The organism is Pseudomonas sp. WS 5059 (genome assembly GCF_012985525.1).
Lineage (GTDB): Bacteria > Pseudomonadota > Gammaproteobacteria > Pseudomonadales > Pseudomonadaceae > Aquipseudomonas.
On the sequence record NZ_JAAQWO010000007.1, the window covers coordinates 111623 to 127931 of the forward strand.

Sequence of the window (16309 nt, forward strand, 5' to 3'; positions counted from 1 at the left end):
GTCACCTTATTACTGCCTAGGCAGTGAATATGTGACCAAATATTACTGCCTAGGCAGCGAATGTCAAACAAATAGTTAGGTTGCTTGGTATACCCCACGACACAACTGTAGGAGCTGGCTTGCCAGCGATAGCGGTAGTTCAGTCACTATTTCCAGTGCCTGACAGACCGATATCGCTGGCAAGCCAGCTCCTACAGGTTGGTGTGGGCTAAACGTCAGAAATCGCGTTTGTAGAAGATATCCAGGGAGCTGGCTACGCCGCTGGCCACTTCCAGGTACACCCGCTTGCTCAGCAGGTAACGCAAGGCGATGGTACTGGCCGGTTCGAATACCCCGACCCCGTAACGCAGGCTGAGTTTCTCGGTGATCTTGCCGCTGGCCACCACGGCGGTGTTATTGCCACTGCCCTGGGTGTCCAGTTCAAAGTCCTGGATCCCCAGGTTCTTGGCAATGTCCGAGGTCACCCCGGCACTGCCCATCAACCCCAGGCCCAGCGCCGCTTGCGCCAGCATGTTGTTATCTTCGCCAGTAGTGCTCAACGGGCGGCCGAGCACCAGGTAAGACAACGCCTGCTCCTGGCTCATGGCCGGTTCCGAAAAGATTTGCGTGGTCGGTTGCTCGGCACTGCCGCTCAGGCGGATACCGGCGATTACGTCGTCTGTCTTGCGGATGGCTTCGATATCCAGGTACGGCTGGTCGAGCGGCCCGGCGAACAGCAGGCGCGCACGCCGTACATCCAGCCTCTGGCCGTAGGCGCGGTAACGGCCGTCGTTGAGCCAGAGTTCGCCACGGGTGTCCAGGTTGTCGCCGATGTGCACCCGGCCCTGGACCTTGGCGGTCAGGCCGAAGCCGGCAAAGTTGAGCTGGTCCTCGCCCACCACCACGTTGATATCCATGGCCATGGCCATCGGCGGCTTGCCCTCTTCGGTCTGGCTGCCAACGATCACTGTGTCATCCGAAACCTTGACCGTGGACGGCGGCAGTTCGCGCACGGTGATATCGCCGCGCGGGATGTGCACATTGCCGGCAATTGCCAACTTGTCGTCCTTGAGGGTGATCTTCAGGTCGGGCGCCACTTCCAGCTTGGCGTAGGGTTCGACGGTCACCGGCAACTGGGAACCTTGCAGGCTGAGGTCAACGACCAGCGCCCGCCCCCAGTCGATCTGCCCCTTGAGGCTGCCCTGCCCGGCCTTGCCACTGCGCCAGCCGCCGTTGAGCTGCACGCTTTCGCCGGCGATCAGGGCCTGCACGTTCAGGCCTTCAAGGCTGATGGGCAGTTCGGGCCCGGAAATCTCGCCGGCGATCAGGTTGATGCTGCCGTTGACCTGCGGCGCCAACAACCCGCCGGAGATGCGCCCGCTGCCATTGAGCTTGCCATTGAGTTTTTCCACCATCGGCACAAACGGCCGCGCGACCGCCAGGTCCAGGCCGGTGAGGCTGAAGTTGCCGGAGATCGGCTTGTTTTTCGCCACCGGGTTGATCTGCGCCTGCAACAGCAACTCACCCAGCTTGCCACCGCGAAAATTCAGCTGGGTATCGATGCGCGTGGGGTTGAGCGTGGTTTCCAGCTTGAGGGTGTCGTAGGGGAAATCCAGCCATTGGTCCTTGTCCTTGACCCGCAGCGTGCCGCCACTGGCATCCACCGCGATCAGGCCTTTGGGGCCGCTGGCCGGCAGGTCGAGTTGGATATCGGCGTTGAGCTTGCCCTGCCAGGCAAAATCCTTGGGCAGCCATTGCGCCAGGCTGTCGATGGGGAACTGCTTGAGGTGGTAACGCAGCTTGGGATCAGGCATCAGCCGCTGGTCTTCGCCACACAGGCTGGCGGGCCCGGAGACCCAGCAGTGGGCGGCGAACGTCAGCTTGCCGTCGGCCATGCGCTCGATTTTTGCCGGGGCCTGCAGTTTCCAGTCCTGGCCACCGGCCTGCACATCGCCACTGGCCAGGCGCCCGCGCCAGTTACCCTTGTCAAGATTGCCGTCCAGGGCCAGGGCCAGCTTGACCAGGGGGCCCATCAGCTCCAGTTGGACTTTCTGGCTTTTGATATCGCCCTGGGCACTGGCGGTCAGGGTACCGAGCTGGGAGTCCCCGGCCTGGATGCCGCTGCCCTTGAGGTCGATCTTCGCCCGCTGTGCGCTATCGAGCGTCGCGTCCAGGCTGAGGGCTTGCAGGCGGTTTTCTTCAAATACCAGTTGCTGGCCCTTGAGGTCGAGCTTGCCCTGGGGCGCGTTCAACGTACCGGCCACATCGAGCCGACCGTTGACCTGCCCACGCAACTGCGGCCACAGCTGGGCCAGGCGTGCGAGCTTGATGTCGATCTGCCCGGCCAGGCGCTGTTGCAGGCTGCCACTGCCATTGATGCGGTTGTCACCCAGGCGGATATCCAGGTTGGCCAGGGTCCATTGCTCCCCCGCGCCTTCGGCCTTGGCCGCCAGCACCGCAGGCTGGCCGCGCAGGCGGCCCTTGAGGTCGAGGTCGGCGTTGAGCTTGAGTTGTTCGTTCTTCAACTCACCTTTGCTGCGCAGCGGCCCAGCCAGGGTGCCCGGCAGCTCTGCGACCCAGTACGCCGGGTTCAGCGCCGACAGGTCCAGCGCCGTGTCCCAGGCGATGCCCTCGGCAAATTGCAGGTTCAGGTGGCCTTCGGCCTTGCCCTGGCCAGCGGTCAATTTCAGCTCGGGCAGGAACACTTGCTTGAGGTCGCCGCTGAACGGCGTGACCAGGCTGAACTTGCCGGCCGGGCCGTCGAGGTCGGCCTTGAGATTGCCCAGGTAGTTGCCGTCCTTGTAGGAGACTTCGCCGTTGAAGGTGCGCAACACCACTTGCGGCTCGTCAATCAGCGGATACAGGCGATGCCAGGGGAAGTCCAGCCAGTCGATTTTTGCGTCTGCGCTTAAACCCTGCTGCCAATCCAGTTGGGCACTGAGCTTGAGGCTTTGCTTGTCCCCGGCGTTCAGGTCCAGGCCGGCGATCTGCGCGCCCTTGGCATCGACCCGGCCTTGCAGCAACAGGTCAACCGGGCCTTTTTCTGCGGGTAATACAGCCTTGCCCAGCAGCTGATAGCCCGTGCCCAGGTCGCCCTTGGCAGTCAGGTCCAGTTGGTTGAGTTGCAAGGTGTCCGGCAGGTCGGCGGCGGGTTTGAAACCATCGGCGGTGATGCGCAACTGCGCGGGCAGGTTCTCGACCAGGGGTTGCAGTTCGCCGCTGAGTTTGCCGGGCAGGTAGCCCGTGCTGTCGGCGTCGAGCTTGAGGGTCTTGAGCAAATCACCTGTGACGTTCAGCGCCACCGCCCACGGCGCGCCGCCCGGGGCGTAGGGCAGGCTCAGGTTACCGCTCGCCGTCAGCGGCCAGTCACCGGTGGGTTGCAGCACGCCGTTGAGGTCCAGCACCAGGCCGTCGCGTTGCAGGTGCACCGCGTCGATCTGCATCCCCGCGGCCGTCCAGTGCGCGGCCAGTTGCAGGCCCTGGAGTTCTTCGCTGCCGTTGAACAACAGACTGCCGACGCGCACGTCGCCCAGTTCGATGGCCACGGGCAGGTTCAACTCCGGCAGGGTAATCGGGGCGCTGCTGTCTTCGGTACTGGGTGGCAATTGCAGGCTGACCTGCTCCACATCCAGTTGCCGGATGCACAAGGTCATTCGCAACAGGCACGCCGGTGACCAATCGAACTTCGGCGCGTTGAGCTCCACGCGGCTGCTGTCTTGTTGCCACAGCACCTGGTCGGCGCTCCATTGCCCGCCCAGGCGGCCCTGGAAGTTATCCACGGTCAACCCCGGGACTTGGCCGAGGGCCCAGCGACTGCCGACTTGCGTACCCAGTACGCTCCAGACAGCCAGCGGCACCAGGGCTGCAACCGCCACCACACTCAGACCCGCTATTTTCAAACCACGCTTCACAGCTCAGGCCCCATGGAAAAGTGCAAACGAATGCCGCCCGGATCTTCCAGGGCATGGGCCAGGTCAAGGCGAATCGGGCCGACCGGCGACACCCAGCGCACGCCGACCCCGACCCCGGTTTTCAGGCTCGGCAATTCCAGGCTGTTAAAGGAGTTGCCCTGGTCGACAAAGGTCGCGATCCGCCATTTTTCGGCGATGGAATATTGATACTCGGCGCTCAAGGCCACCATGTAGCGGCCACCGATGCGGTCGCCCTTGTTGTTTTCCGGGGACAGGGTCTGGTACTCGTAGCCGCGCACGCTCTGGTCGCCACCGGCAAAAAAGCGCAGGGACGGCGGCACCGACTTGTAGCCATTGGTGGCGCTGCCGCCAAACTGCGCACGGCCGAGGAAGCGGTGCTTGTCCCACACCGTGGTCAAACCCTTGATCATCGCCGTGCCGTACAGCAAGTTGGTGTCCGAACCCAGCCCTTCCTTGGCCACCTTGGTATCGAACTGCAGGCGATAGCCGTTATGGGGGTCGATGCGGTTGTCGCTGCGCAGGTAGGAATAGCTGATTCCGGGCATCAGCAGATTGCTCAAGCCGGAGTCGTCCCCCAGGCGATATTCTTCGCGCTGCCATTTGAGCGAGATCACCCGTGTCCAACCGCTGGGCAACTTGCTGTGCCATTCCGGGCCGAGGGTGAGCAACTTGCTGAGGGTGTCGGTGTTGGCCATTTCTTCGTTCTGGTAGCCACCGGCAAAACGCAGCTTGTCAGTCAGCGGCGGATCGAGGGGAATGTCGTACCACAGGCCGACGTTCTGCCGGGGCGCCGACAACTCGGCCTCCCAGCCATAGCTGTGTCCCTGGGGGTTGACCCAGTGCCGCGTCCAATTGGCCTTGCCACGCGGGCCGACGTCGGTGGAAAAACCCAGGCCCAGGCCCATGGTTCGCGGTTTGCGGGTTTCCAGCTGGACCGCCACCGGGATCACATCATTGGCCGCCGCGGCCGGGGCGGCATCCACCCGCACACCCTCGAAATAGCCACTCGATTGCAGGGCCTGGTTCAGCTCGGCAATCAATTCGGAATCGTAGGGGGTGCCACTTTGGAACGGCACCATGCGCTGCAACAGTTCTTCATCAAACGGGGTATCGCCAGCAAAGTTGACCTTGCCGAGGGTGTAGCGCGGGCCGCTGTCGTAGACCAGTTCGATATCGGCCACGCCCGCCTGGGGGTCGACGGACAGGGTCTGACGCGTGAAGCGGCCACTGAAATAGCCGAAGCGCGAGGCCTGGTTCTGGATCAGGCGCTTGGCGTCTTCGTAATGGCCATGGTTGAGCACGGCGCCGGACTTGAGGTCTTGGCTGTCAGGTACGCGAAAGGATTTGAGCTCGGCCGCCGGGCCGTCCACCCGAATCGTGACATTACGCAAATGCACGGGCTCGCCGGGGTCGATGCTGAGGATCAGGCGCGGGTTCTTGCCGGGCTTCACCTCGCTGGCAATCTGCGGCTGATAATAGCCCAGTGCCTGGGCGGCCTTGCGCGCCTGCTCCTCGGCACCGCGGCTAAAGCGCAGCAAGGCCTCCTCGTCACGCTCGCCAACCCCGCCGATATAGCCTTCGATATTGGCCTTCAGCGCATCGTTTGAAGGTTTGACCCGCACGTCCAACTCGCTTTGCGCCAGGGCGCCGCAGCTTGTGAACAGCAGAATCAAGCCGCTGGTAAATCTATTTGAAAACTTCATAGGCGCGGATGCTACACGAGCTGGGGAGCACCTTAGAACCGGGAATTGTCTGAATAATTCTGTGTTAAGGCGTTGCAGGTTGTAACACCTGGGGATTCGGGTGAAAAAACACATGCTCCAAGATGGGTCCTACAGCCACCTCTCCGACTTCGTCATAGCCCTGGCGCTTGTAGAACTCCAGGTAGAGCGGATTGCCAGTGTCCAGCACCACCCCTTGTGAATGCGGGTCCTGCGCGCACCAGTTATGCACGGCTTCCAGCAGTTGTTCACCGTAGTGCTTGCCCTGGAATTGCGGGTGGATCCCCAGCAGCGGCAACACATGCACCGACTCGGACGGCAGGCAAGCCAACACCGCCTGATGATATTCGAGGTAACGCCGGGTGCAGCGCACACCGGTGCTCAGCCACATACGCAATTGCCAGGCCCAGCTTTCCGTGATGCCCAGGCGCCGTTGTGGCGGGGCAATCAGGGCGATGCCGATCAGCCGGTCATTGACCAGCAGGCCGATCGCCGGCAGTTCCTGGAGAAAATGCTGCTTGACCAGCTCGCGCACGGTGGCCCTGACCCGCTGCTCATAACCGGAGCGTTCGGCTTCGAACAGATAGGCGAAGGTCGGCTCATGGCGATAGGCGTGGTACAGCAGCGAACGCGCTTCGCGCGAATAGCCGCGGTCGAGCATATGAACCTGGGCAATGGCGGTCGAGGTATCAGGCATCCGGTGTATCTCCCCTGGGCGCAACTCAAAAGGCCGCGCTCTTATTGTTACGAGCCCGGGGCAACTGAGTCGTTCCCTGCCATCGGCTCCTTGAGAGACATTAGCAGTGCATCTGTCCTACCGCCACGCTGGCCCCCGTCCGACTTGTCGGCTAGCATCGCCCTTTTGCCAGACTGGACTGCCGACCATGAAAATCGTCTCCTTCAATATCAACGGGCTGCGCGCCCGGCCTCATCAGCTGGCGGCCCTGATCGACAAACATCAACCGGACGTGATCGGCCTGCAGGAAACCAAGGTCCACGACGACCAGTTCCCGCTGGCCGAAGTCCAGGCCCTGGGCTACCACGTGTACTACCACGGGCAGAAAGGCCACTACGGTGTCGCCCTGCTCTCGCGCCAGGAACCACTGGCCCTGCACAAGGGTTTTGCCAGCGACGAAGAAGATGCCCAGCGCCGCTTTATCTGGGGCACCTTTGCTGATGAACACGGCAACCCGATCACCATCATGAACGGCTATTTCCCACAGGGTGAAAGCCGCGACCACCCAACCAAGTTCCCGGCCAAGCAGCGCTTCTACGAAGACCTGCAAAACCTGCTGCAAACCCAGTTCAGCAATGACCAGGCGCTGGTGGTGATGGGCGACGTGAACATCTCCCCCGAGGATTGCGACATCGGCATCGGTGCCGACAACGCCAAGCGCTGGCTGAAGACCGGCAAATGCAGCTTCCTGCCGGAAGAGCGCGAGTGGATGGCACGCCTGAAGAACTGGGGCCTGACGGACAGCTTCCGGCACCTGAACCCGGATGTGGCCGATCGCTTCAGTTGGTTCGATTACCGCAGCCGCGGTTTTGAAGATGAACCCAAGCGGGGCCTGCGCATCGACCTGATCATGGCCTCCAATGGCCTGCTGCCACGGGTCAAGGACGCGGGTGTGGACTACGAGCTGCGCGGCCTGGAAAAACCATCGGACCATGCGCCGATCTGGCTGGAACTGAGCTGATCTTTGCGCCGACACCATAAAATGTGGGAGCTGGCTTGCCAGCTCCCACATTTGGATAGGCTGGGTCTCAGTCATATTTTGGCAACCTTACTGACTTAATCTGCCCGCACTTCCTTTGGCTTGAGAAGGTGGCGGCATGATGCTGCGCGTTCTGTACCTGCTGGCCCTCTGCGGCGCTTTTCCTCTTGCGGCGCTTGCAACGCCCCTACCCTTTCCCGAACATGGCCCGGCCTTGCGCATCCAGGGTTCCAATACCATTGGCGCGGCGCTGGGACCGGCGTTGGTCAAGGGCCTGATGGAGCAACAGGGCCTGAAGGCCGTGCACCGTGAACCGGCCAGCCGTCCCAACGAACAGCGCCTCGTCGGCACCAGCCCCCAGGGCAAGCGAGTGCTGGTGGAAATCGCCGCCCACGGCACCAGCACCGGCTTCGCCGCGCTGAAAAATGCCGAGGCCGACCTGGCCGCCGCGTCGCGCCCGATCAAGGACCGCGAGCTGGTCGAGCTTGAACCCCTGGGCGACCTGAAAAGCCCCGGCGCCGAACAGGTGATTGCCATCGATGGCCTGGCGATCATCCTGCATCCAAGCAACCCACTGCAGATGCTGACCACCGACCAACTGGCGAGGATTTTCAGCGGCGAAATCAGCACCTGGGAAGCCTTGGGCGGCAGCGGCGGGAAGATCCGGCTGTATGCCCGCGATGATCAATCCGGCACCTTCGACACCTTCAAGGAACTGGTGCTCAGCCGTCGCGGCAAAACCCTCGACAGCACCGCCAAGCGCTTTGAGTCCAGCGAACAATTGTCCGATGCGGTCAGCCACGACCCGCAAGGCATCGGCTTTATCGGCCTGCCCTACGTGCGCCAGGCCAAGGCCGCAGCCATCATTGACGGTGACTCCCAAGCCATGTTGCCGCAGAGCAGCCTGATCGCCACCGAGGACTATCCGCTGTCGCGCCGCTTGTTTTTCTACCTGCCGCCCAATAACAGCAACCCCTGGGCCGAGGCCCTGGTGGACTTTGCCCAAAGCGCCCAGGGCCAGGCCATCGTGGCCGCCAATGGTTTTATCGCCCAACAGGTCCAGGCCATCACCGTGCAGCCTCGGGCACCGATGCCCGAGGCCTACCAGGCCATCGCCCGCGAGGCGCAGCGCCTGAGCGTGAACTTTCGCTTCGAAGAAGGCAGTGCCAGCCTGGACAACAAGGCACGCCAGGATCTGGCGCGGGTGGTGGCTTATATAGGCAGCCACGACAAACGGGACAAGCGGGTCACACTGGTGGGGTTTGGTGATGCCAAGGATGACCCGCAGCGCGCCGACCTGCTGTCCAAGCTGCGGGCGATGGCAGTGCGCCGGGAGTTGGTCAAGAGTGGCGTGGTGTTGCGCGATATTCGCGGCTTTGGCGCCGAGATGCCGGTAGCGGCCAACACCGTGGATGAGGGGCGGATCAAGAATCGCCGGGTGGAGGTCTGGGTTTACTGAAGCCTGCAGACGGGTGTTGATTGGCCCACCGCAATCGCGGGCAAGCCCGCTCCCACAGAGGTCAGTGTGGGAGCGGGCTTGCCCGCGATGCAGGCGACGCGGTCCTACTGGCCGCTGCGCATCAGCTCTTTAGGCACATACTTGCCAATCTCGAACTTGCCAATCGCCGCCCGGTGCACTTCATCTGGGCCGTCGGCCAGGCGCAGGGTGCGCTGCATGGCGTACATATAGGCCAGCGGGAAGTCATTGGAGACCCCGGCACCGCCGTGGATCTGGATCGCCCGGTCAATCACCTTCAAGGCCACATTCGGCGCCACCACCTTGATCTGGGCGATTTCACTTTTCGCCACTTTGTTGCCGACCGTATCCATCATGTAGGCCGCCTTCAACGTCAGCAGGCGCGCCATGTCGATTTCCATCCGCGAGTCGGCGATTTTGTCGATATTGCCACCCAGGCGTGCCAACGGCTTGCCGAAGGCGGTGCGGCTGACCGAGCGTTTGCACATCAATTCCAGGGCGCGCTCAGCCATGCCGATGGAGCGCATGCAGTGGTGGATACGGCCCGGGCCAAGGCGCCCCTGGGCAATTTCAAAGCCGCGACCTTCACCCAACAGGACGTTTTCGTACGGCACACGCACGTTGTCGAACAGCACTTCGGCATGCCCGTGAGGCGCGTCGTCGTAGCCGAACACCGGCAGCGGCCGGACGATTTTCACCCCCGGTGCATCCACCGGCACCAGGATCATCGAGTGCTGCTGGTGGCGCGGCGCATCCGGGTTGCTCAGGCCCATGAAGATCAGGATCTTGCAACGCGGGTCGCACGCGCCGGAGGTCCACCACTTCTTCCCGTTGATCACCCACTCGTCACCCTGGCGCTCGGCGCGGGCGGCCATGTTGGTGGCGTCGGAAGACGCCACATCCGGTTCGGTCATGGCGAATGCCGAGCGGATCTCGCCGCGCAGCAGCGGCTCCAGCCAACGTTGCTTCTGCTCTTCGTTGGCATAGCGCACCAGCACTTCCATGTTGCCGGTGTCGGGCGCCGAGCAGTTGAACGGCTCCGGCCCCAGCAGGGAGCGGCCCATGATTTCGGCGAGCGGCGCGTATTCCAGGTTGGTCAGGCCGGCGCCCAGTTCGGACTCCGGCAGGAACAGGTTCCACAGGCCTTCGGCCTTGGCCTTGGCCTTGAGCTCTTCCATGATGGCGGTGGGCTGCCAGCGATCACCTTCGCTGACCTGGCGCTCGAACACCGGCTCGGCGGGGTACACGTAAGCATCCATAAACGCGGTAACGCGTTCACGCAGTTCCTGAACCTTGGGCGAATAGGCAAAATCCATGAGCAGCTCCCTTCTTGGAGAGGTTGTTTAGGTCATGCAATCGATGCTAGAACAGCGTTGATAATTTACCTAGCCTATTCTCGGCGTGTATTAACATTCATCACCGATATATGATCGGCGCATGAAAACCTAACAAGAAGAGCGCAACGAAATGAATCTGAGCAAGGTCGACCTCAATCTTTTCATCGTGTTTGACGCGATCTACACCGAAGCCAACCTGACCCGCGCCGGGCAGATCGTCGGCATCACCCAGCCGGCGGTTTCCAACGCCCTGGCACGCCTGCGCGAGACCTTCAACGACCCGTTGTTCGTGCGCACCGCCCAGGGCATGGTGCCGACTCCCATGGCCCAGAACATCATTGGCCCGGTGCGCAACGCCTTGTCGTTGCTGCGGGTGTCGGTGCAGGAAAGCCGGATCTTCAACCCGTTACAGGCGGCCAAGACCTACCGCATCAGCATGACCGACCTCACTGAAGCGGTGATCCTGCCGCCGCTGTTCCAGCGCCTGCGCCGCCTGGCGCCCACGGTGATCATCGAGAGCTTTTTGTCCAAACGTCGGGAAACCACCAAGGAACTGGCCGCCGGCCGCCTGGATTTTGCGGTGGACGCGCCGCTCAACACCGACCCGCAAGTGCGCCACGTCAAGCTGATGGAAGACCGCTACGTGTGTGCCATGCGCAAGGGCCACCCGATGGCGGGCAAGGAAAAATTCAGCCTCGATGACTACCTGGCGCTGACCCATATCCATATTTCCAGCCGGCGCAATGGCCTGGGCCACGTCGACCTGGCCCTGGGCAAAATGGGGATCCAGCGCAAGATCGCCCTGCGTTCCCAGCATTACCTGATGGCCTCCCAGGTCCTGCAGCAGACCGATATGGTGATGACCGTGCCCGAGCGCTTTGCACGGCGTAACGATCTGCACTCATTCAACCTGCCGGTCAATGATGTGCCGCCGGTGGAAACCCACCTGTACTGGCATGAAAGTACCGACCAGGACCCGGCCAACCGCTGGATGCGCGAGCAGATGATCGAGTTGTGCCAGCAGGTCACGGCGCGCGAGAAGAAGTTGGATAACGCGTAGGTGGTGATTTGCTTGACGTTTACGTCAAGCAGCCATTAGCGTAGCGTCAAGACCCTCCTTGAGCGCGACCATGAGCACGACCTACAGCATCTCCGACCTGGCCCGCGAGTTGGACATCACCACCCGGGCCATTCGCTTCTATGAAGAACAAGGCCTCTTGAGCCCTGAACGCCGAGGCCAGGAGCGTATCTATTCGCCCCGGGACAAAGTCAGCCTCAAGCTGATCCTGCGTGGCAAGCGCATCGGTTTTTCCCTGGCCGAATGCCGCGAACTGATCGAGCTCTACGACCCCAGCAGCGGCAATCAAAAGCAATTGCACAGCATGCTGGCGAAGATCAGCGAACGCCGCGAGCAGTTGGAACAACAGTTGCTGGACATCGAACAGATGAAGCTGGAACTGGACACCGCCGAAGAACGTTGCACCCAGGCCCTGGAACAGACGATCCAGAGCCAGGTCGGCCAACCCCAATAAAAAGGTAGATCCCATGTCTCTCCCCTCTCATGTGCGCCTGGTCGAGGTCGGCCCGCGCGACGGCCTGCAAAACGAAGCACAGCCGATCAGCGTGGCCGACAAGGTGCAACTGGTCGATGCCCTCAGTGCGGCAGGCCTGGGTTACATCGAAGTCGGCAGTTTTGTCTCGCCCAAGTGGGTGCCGCAAATGGCCGGCTCCGCCGAAGTGTTTGCACAGATCCAGCGCAAGCCCGGCGTGATCTACGGCGCGCTGGCGCCGAACCTGCGTGGGTTCGAGGACGCGCTGGCGGCCGGGGTCAAGGAAGTCGCGGTGTTTGCGGCGGCGTCCGAGGCGTTTTCCCAGCGCAATATCAACTGCTCCATCAGCGAGAGCCTGGAGCGCTTTGCGCCGATCATGGCGGCGGCGCAGCAGCATGGTGTGAGTGTGCGCGGCTATGTGTCCTGTGTGCTGGGTTGCCCTTACGAAGGCCGGGTTGCGCCGGAGCAAGTGGCCGCCGTGGCCCGTGAGCTGTATGCCATGGGCTGTTACGAGGTGTCGTTGGGCGACACCATCGGCACCGGCACCGCAGGGGCTACGCGGCGCATGTTCGAGGTGGTGGGCAAGGACGTGCCACGGGCAAAGCTCGCCGGGCATTTCCATGACACCTACGGCCAGGCCATCGCCAATGTCTATGCCAGCCTGCTGGAAGGTATACAGGTGTTCGACAGCTCTATCGCCGGCCTTGGCGGCTGCCCCTATGCCAAGGGCGCCAGCGGTAACGTGGCCACCGAGGACGTGCTGTACCTGCTCGATGGCCTGGGCATCGAGACCGGTATCGACATGGACCAGTTGATTGTGGCGGGCCAGCAGATCTGTACGGTCCTGGGCCGCCCTACCGGCTCACGCGTGGCCAGGGCCCGCAATGCCCGTTGAGTAGCGCTTGTGTTACCTCGCGGCTACACATCGGGTAACACGGGAACATATCTTGTCGCATTTTCTGAAGTAAATTTCCCTCATAAAAATCAAGCCATTGATTTTAAAGGACTTTTAAAAGTTGGCACGGCTCCTGCTATCTCTATGGCATAACAAGAATAAAAAGCACCAAACCTAATAAAAATAAGACGTAACGACTCTGACATAACAAAAACAACACGGCAGAGACGCAGCTAACAGATTTTTTTGGAGAAGATGTGCTTCGCAGGGTACGGCGCAAGCCGCCACTCGCAACCGGGCAGAGAACAATAAAACTACCTCAAGGTAGCTACCCACTGGTTGGATCGCGTGCGAAGAAGCAGATCAGCGCTCAAAAAAATACGTTTGCTCTTGACCCCGGATGGGGGTCGCCAAAAACAGCGGTAAAGGGCCACGGTTGCCAAAAACAACAACAGACCGCCCCTCAATAATAAAAAAAGAGCACGTAACAACAAATTAAAGGGGAGCTTCGGCTCCCCTTTGTGCTGTCTGGATGAAAACAATACCGACTGACACGCCACCGTTAATGTGGGAGCTGGCTTGCCTGCGATAGCGGTGTGTCAGCGACTCAATTGTTGACTGATAAACCGCAATCGCAGGCAAGCCAGCTCCCACCCTTTAGATCGGGGCGATCAGGGTTTCAGCGTTCGCAGTTGCTCGATCGTGATCTCACGCATGCGAAACTTCTGGATCTTCCCCGTCACCGTCATCGGAAACTCTTCGACAAACCGGAAATGCTTCGGCGTCTTGAAGTGTGCAATGCGCCCCTTGCACCAGGTCTGCAGTTCCAGCTCGTTGGCCACCTGCCCCGGGTGGAATTTGATCCAGGCCACGATCTCTTCACCGTAACGCTCGTCGGGAATGCCGATGATCTGCACATCCGCCACCGCCGGGTGGGTGAAGAAGAACTCCTCCAGCTCCCGTGGGTACACGTTTTCGCCACCGCGAATGATCATGTCTTTGTTACGCCCGGCGATGCACACGTAACCCTGCTCATCCATGGTCGCCAGGTCGCCGGTGTGCATCCAGCCGGCGTCGTCGATCGCTTCGCGGGTGCCCTCGGGGTTGTTCCAGTAGCCGAGCATCACGCTGTAGCCTCGGGTGCACAACTCACCGATCTGCCCACGCGGCAAGGTGTTGCCGGCTTCGTCGATGATCTTGCTTTCCAACTGGGGCTGGGTGCGCCCGACCGTGGTCACGCGCCGCTCCAGGTCATCATCCGCACCGGTCTGCAACGACACCGGGCTGGTCTCGGTCATGCCGTAGGCAATCTGCACTTCTCTCATGTGCAGGTCGCTGATCACCCGGCGCATCACCTCGATCGGGCAGGTGGAGCCGGCCATGATCCCGGTGCGCAGGGTCGACAGGTCGAACGTGCTGCGTTGCGGATGATCGAGCACCGCGATAAACATCGTCGGTACGCCGTACAGGCCGGTAGCGCGTTCTTCGGCCACGGCGGCCAGAGTCAGTAGCGGGTCGAAGCCATCATTGGGATAGATCATGGTGGTGCCATGGGTGATGCAGCCCAGGTTACCCATGACCATGCCAAAGCAATGATAGAGCGGCACCGGGATCACCAGGCGATCCTGCGCGGTCAGGCCCAGGCTTTCGCCGACCATGTAGCCGTTGTTGAGGATGTTGTGGTGACTGAGGGTGGCGCCCTTGGGGAAGCCCGTGGTACCGGAGGTGTACTGGATGTTGACGGCTTGATCGAAGTGCAGGCTGGCCTCGCGGTGGTGCAATTGTTCCTGGGGTGTACCCGTCCCCAGAGCCGACAATTGCGACCAGGGCAGGAACCCCGAGGGCGGTCGCGCCTCCAGGCTGATCACCCCGCGCAGTTGCGGCAACAGGTCACAGCGCAACTGGCCGATGCCCTGCTCCGCCAGTTCCGGCACCAGCGCCTGCAGCATCCCGTGGTAGTCGGAGGACTTGAACGCGCCGGCACAGATCAACCACTGGCAACCCGACTGCTTGAGCACGTATTCCAGTTCGCTGCTGCGGTAGGCCGGGTTGATGTTGACCAGGATCACCCCGAGCTTGGCGCTGGCCACCTGGCTGATGCACCACTCGGCGCAGTTCGGCGCCCAGATGCCCAGGCGATCCCCGGCCTGTAACCCCAGGGCCTGCAGCCCGCGTGCATGCAGGTCCACGGCTTCGGCCAGTTGCCGCCAGGTGTAGCGCAGTTGCTGATGGCGCACCACCAGGGCCTCGCCCTCCGGGTGCTGCGCCACGGTGCGGTCAAATGCCTGGCCGATGGTCATGGCCAACAGGGCCTTGTCCTGTGGGCCACGACTGTAGCTCTGATTCGGTTGATCCATGACGACCCCTATTGTCTTTTTTGTAGGTGGACGGTGCGCCGGTCAGGCGCGAGCTTGACGTTAACGTAAGCTACGATTGACAGTCATGCAACGCAAGTTTACGTTAACGTAAAGGTGATCGCCCAATGGCGTCGCCAGCCCCACAACAATAATGTTTATAGGTGCCCTCCCATGAGTTACCCGACCCTGAACTTCGCCCTCGGTGAAACCATCGACATGCTGCGCGACCAGGTGCAGGCCTTCGTGGCCAAGGAGCTGGCGCCACGGGCAGCGCAGATTGATATCGACAACCTGTTCCCCGTGGATATGTGGCGCAAGTTCGGTGACATGGGCCTATTGGGCATCACCGTGCCGGAAGAATACGGCGGTGCCGGCCTGGGTTACCTGGCCCACGTGGTGGCCATGGAAGAAATCAGCCGTGGCTCGGCCTCGGTGGCGCTGTCCTACGGCGCGCACTCCAACCTGTGCGTCAACCAGATCAACCGCAACGGCAACCACGAGCAAAAACTCAAGTACTTGCCCAAGCTGATCAGCGGCGAGCACATTGGCGCCCTGGCCATGAGCGAGCCGAATGCCGGTTCCGATGTGGTGTCGATGAAGCTGCGCGCCGACAAGCGTGGCAGCGTATATGTGCTCAACGGCAGCAAGACCTGGATCACCAACGGCCCCGATGCCCACACCTATGTGATCTACGCCAAGACCGACCTGGAAAAAGGCGCCCACGGCATTACCGCGTTTATCGTCGAGCGCGACGCCAAAGGGTTCAGCCGCAGCAACAAGTTCGACAAGCTGGGCATGCGCGGCTCCAACACCTGCGAGCTGTTTTTCGATGACGTCGAAGTGCCCGAAGAAAACATCCTCGGCGCGCTCAATGGCGGGGTCAAAGTGCTGATGAGCGGCCTGGACTACGAACGCGTGGTGCTCTCCGGTGGCCCTACCGGGATCATGCAGGCCTGCATGGACCTGATCGTGCCGTACATCCACGACCGCAAGCAGTTCGGCCAGAGCATCGGTGAGTTCCAGCTGATCCAGGGCAAGGTCGCCGACATGTACACCCAGCTCAACGCCAGCCGCGCCTACCTCTATGCGGTGGCCCAGGCCTGCGAGCGTGGTGAAACCACGCGCAAGGACGCCGCCGGGGTGATCCTGTACAGCGCCGAACGCGCAACGCAGATGGCCCTTGATGCAATCCAGATTCTCGGCGGCAATGGCTACATCAATGAATTCCCCGCTGGCCGCCTGCTGCGCGATGCCAAGCTGTATGAAATCGGCGCGGGCACCAGTGAGATCCGGCGCATGCTGATTGGTCGCGAACTGTTCAACGAAACCCGCTGAGGGAGTGCACC

Annotated in this window: 11 protein-coding genes; 6 read left to right on the top strand and 5 right to left on the bottom strand. The window is 61.7% G+C overall.

The features are described 5' to 3' along the window. Positions 1–215 precede the first annotated feature (215 nt). From HBO12_RS21035 to HBO12_RS21045, 3 genes are all read right to left on the bottom strand, one after another. Complete coding sequence (locus tag HBO12_RS21035) at positions 216–3890, bottom strand: translocation/assembly module TamB domain-containing protein (protein ID WP_170043113.1); 3675 nt, start codon at positions 3888–3890, stop codon at positions 216–218. After that, a complete protein-coding gene (locus HBO12_RS21040; RefSeq protein WP_169954364.1) occupies positions 3887–5614 on the bottom strand; it encodes an autotransporter assembly complex protein TamA in 1728 nt (575 codons plus the stop codon). The genes HBO12_RS21035 and HBO12_RS21040 overlap by 4 nt, the downstream gene beginning before the upstream one ends. A gap of 64 nt (positions 5615–5678) precedes the next feature. Further along, positions 5679–6329, bottom strand: coding sequence for a GNAT family N-acetyltransferase (locus tag HBO12_RS21045; protein WP_169954365.1), 651 nt, complete (start codon positions 6327–6329; stop codon positions 5679–5681). Between the two features lie 187 nt (positions 6330–6516). On the opposite strand from HBO12_RS21045, the gene xthA reads away from it, so the two are divergent. Then, positions 6517–7329, top strand: coding sequence for an exodeoxyribonuclease III (gene xthA, locus HBO12_RS21050; RefSeq protein WP_169954366.1), 813 nt, complete (start codon positions 6517–6519; stop codon positions 7327–7329). Between the two features lie 136 nt (positions 7330–7465). Further along, positions 7466–8806 carry a substrate-binding domain-containing protein gene (locus HBO12_RS21055; protein ID WP_170043114.1) on the top strand — a complete coding sequence of 447 codons (1341 nt, stop codon included), beginning with the start codon at positions 7466–7468 and terminating at the stop codon, positions 8804–8806. A gap of 104 nt (positions 8807–8910) precedes the next feature. On the opposite strand, the gene HBO12_RS21060 is transcribed toward HBO12_RS21055, so the two are convergent. Then, positions 8911–10140 carry an acyl-CoA dehydrogenase gene (locus HBO12_RS21060; RefSeq protein ID WP_029298342.1) on the bottom strand — a complete coding sequence of 410 codons (1230 nt, stop codon included), beginning with the start codon at positions 10138–10140 and terminating at the stop codon, positions 8911–8913. Positions 10141–10291: 151 nt separating this feature from the next. On the opposite strand from HBO12_RS21060, the gene HBO12_RS21065 reads away from it, so the two are divergent. The 3 genes from HBO12_RS21065 to HBO12_RS21075 all read left to right on the top strand — a co-directional run bounded on the left by HBO12_RS21065 (position 10292) and on the right by HBO12_RS21075 (position 12606). Beyond that, complete coding sequence (locus HBO12_RS21065; RefSeq protein WP_169954368.1) at positions 10292–11221, top strand: LysR family transcriptional regulator; 930 nt, start codon at positions 10292–10294, stop codon at positions 11219–11221. 70 nt (positions 11222–11291) lie between these two features. Continuing rightward, on the top strand, positions 11292–11693 hold the full coding sequence (locus tag HBO12_RS21070) for a MerR family transcriptional regulator (protein WP_154220670.1): 402 nt from the start codon (positions 11292–11294) through the stop codon (positions 11691–11693). Positions 11694–11706: 13 nt separating this feature from the next. Then, positions 11707–12606 carry a hydroxymethylglutaryl-CoA lyase gene (locus HBO12_RS21075; protein ID WP_170043115.1) on the top strand — a complete coding sequence of 300 codons (900 nt, stop codon included), beginning with the start codon at positions 11707–11709 and terminating at the stop codon, positions 12604–12606. Positions 12607–13277: 671 nt separating this feature from the next. Here the strand turns inward: HBO12_RS21075 and HBO12_RS21080 are convergent. Then, complete coding sequence (locus HBO12_RS21080; protein WP_170043116.1) at positions 13278–14963, bottom strand: AMP-binding protein; 1686 nt, start codon at positions 14961–14963, stop codon at positions 13278–13280. Positions 14964–15134: 171 nt separating this feature from the next. On the opposite strand from HBO12_RS21080, the gene HBO12_RS21085 reads away from it, so the two are divergent. Beyond that, positions 15135–16298 (top strand): isovaleryl-CoA dehydrogenase, encoded by a 1164-nt coding sequence (locus HBO12_RS21085; RefSeq protein WP_038441790.1) that lies wholly within the window; start codon positions 15135–15137, stop codon positions 16296–16298. The last annotated feature ends 11 nt before the right edge of the window (positions 16299–16309 follow it).

Excerpts from the sequence above, each read along its gene's own strand:
- HBO12_RS21040 (WP_169954364.1), bottom strand. The coding sequence starts at position 5,614 with ATGAAGTTTTCAAATAGATTTACCAGCGGCTTGATTCTGCTGTTCACA.
- HBO12_RS21045 (WP_169954365.1), bottom strand. The coding sequence starts at position 6,329 with ATGCCTGATACCTCGACCGCCATTGCCCAGGTTCATATGCTCGACCGC.
- xthA (WP_169954366.1), top strand. The coding sequence starts at position 6,517 with ATGAAAATCGTCTCCTTCAATATCAACGGGCTGCGCGCCCGGCCTCAT.
- HBO12_RS21055 (WP_170043114.1), top strand. The coding sequence starts at position 7,466 with ATGATGCTGCGCGTTCTGTACCTGCTGGCCCTCTGCGGCGCTTTTCCT.
- HBO12_RS21060 (WP_029298342.1), bottom strand. The coding sequence starts at position 10,140 with ATGGATTTTGCCTATTCGCCCAAGGTTCAGGAACTGCGTGAACGCGTT.
- HBO12_RS21065 (WP_169954368.1), top strand. The coding sequence starts at position 10,292 with ATGAATCTGAGCAAGGTCGACCTCAATCTTTTCATCGTGTTTGACGCG.
- HBO12_RS21070 (WP_154220670.1), top strand. The coding sequence starts at position 11,292 with ATGAGCACGACCTACAGCATCTCCGACCTGGCCCGCGAGTTGGACATC.
- HBO12_RS21075 (WP_170043115.1), top strand. The coding sequence starts at position 11,707 with ATGTCTCTCCCCTCTCATGTGCGCCTGGTCGAGGTCGGCCCGCGCGAC.
- HBO12_RS21080 (WP_170043116.1), bottom strand. The coding sequence starts at position 14,963 with ATGGATCAACCGAATCAGAGCTACAGTCGTGGCCCACAGGACAAGGCC.
- HBO12_RS21085 (WP_038441790.1), top strand. The coding sequence starts at position 15,135 with ATGAGTTACCCGACCCTGAACTTCGCCCTCGGTGAAACCATCGACATG.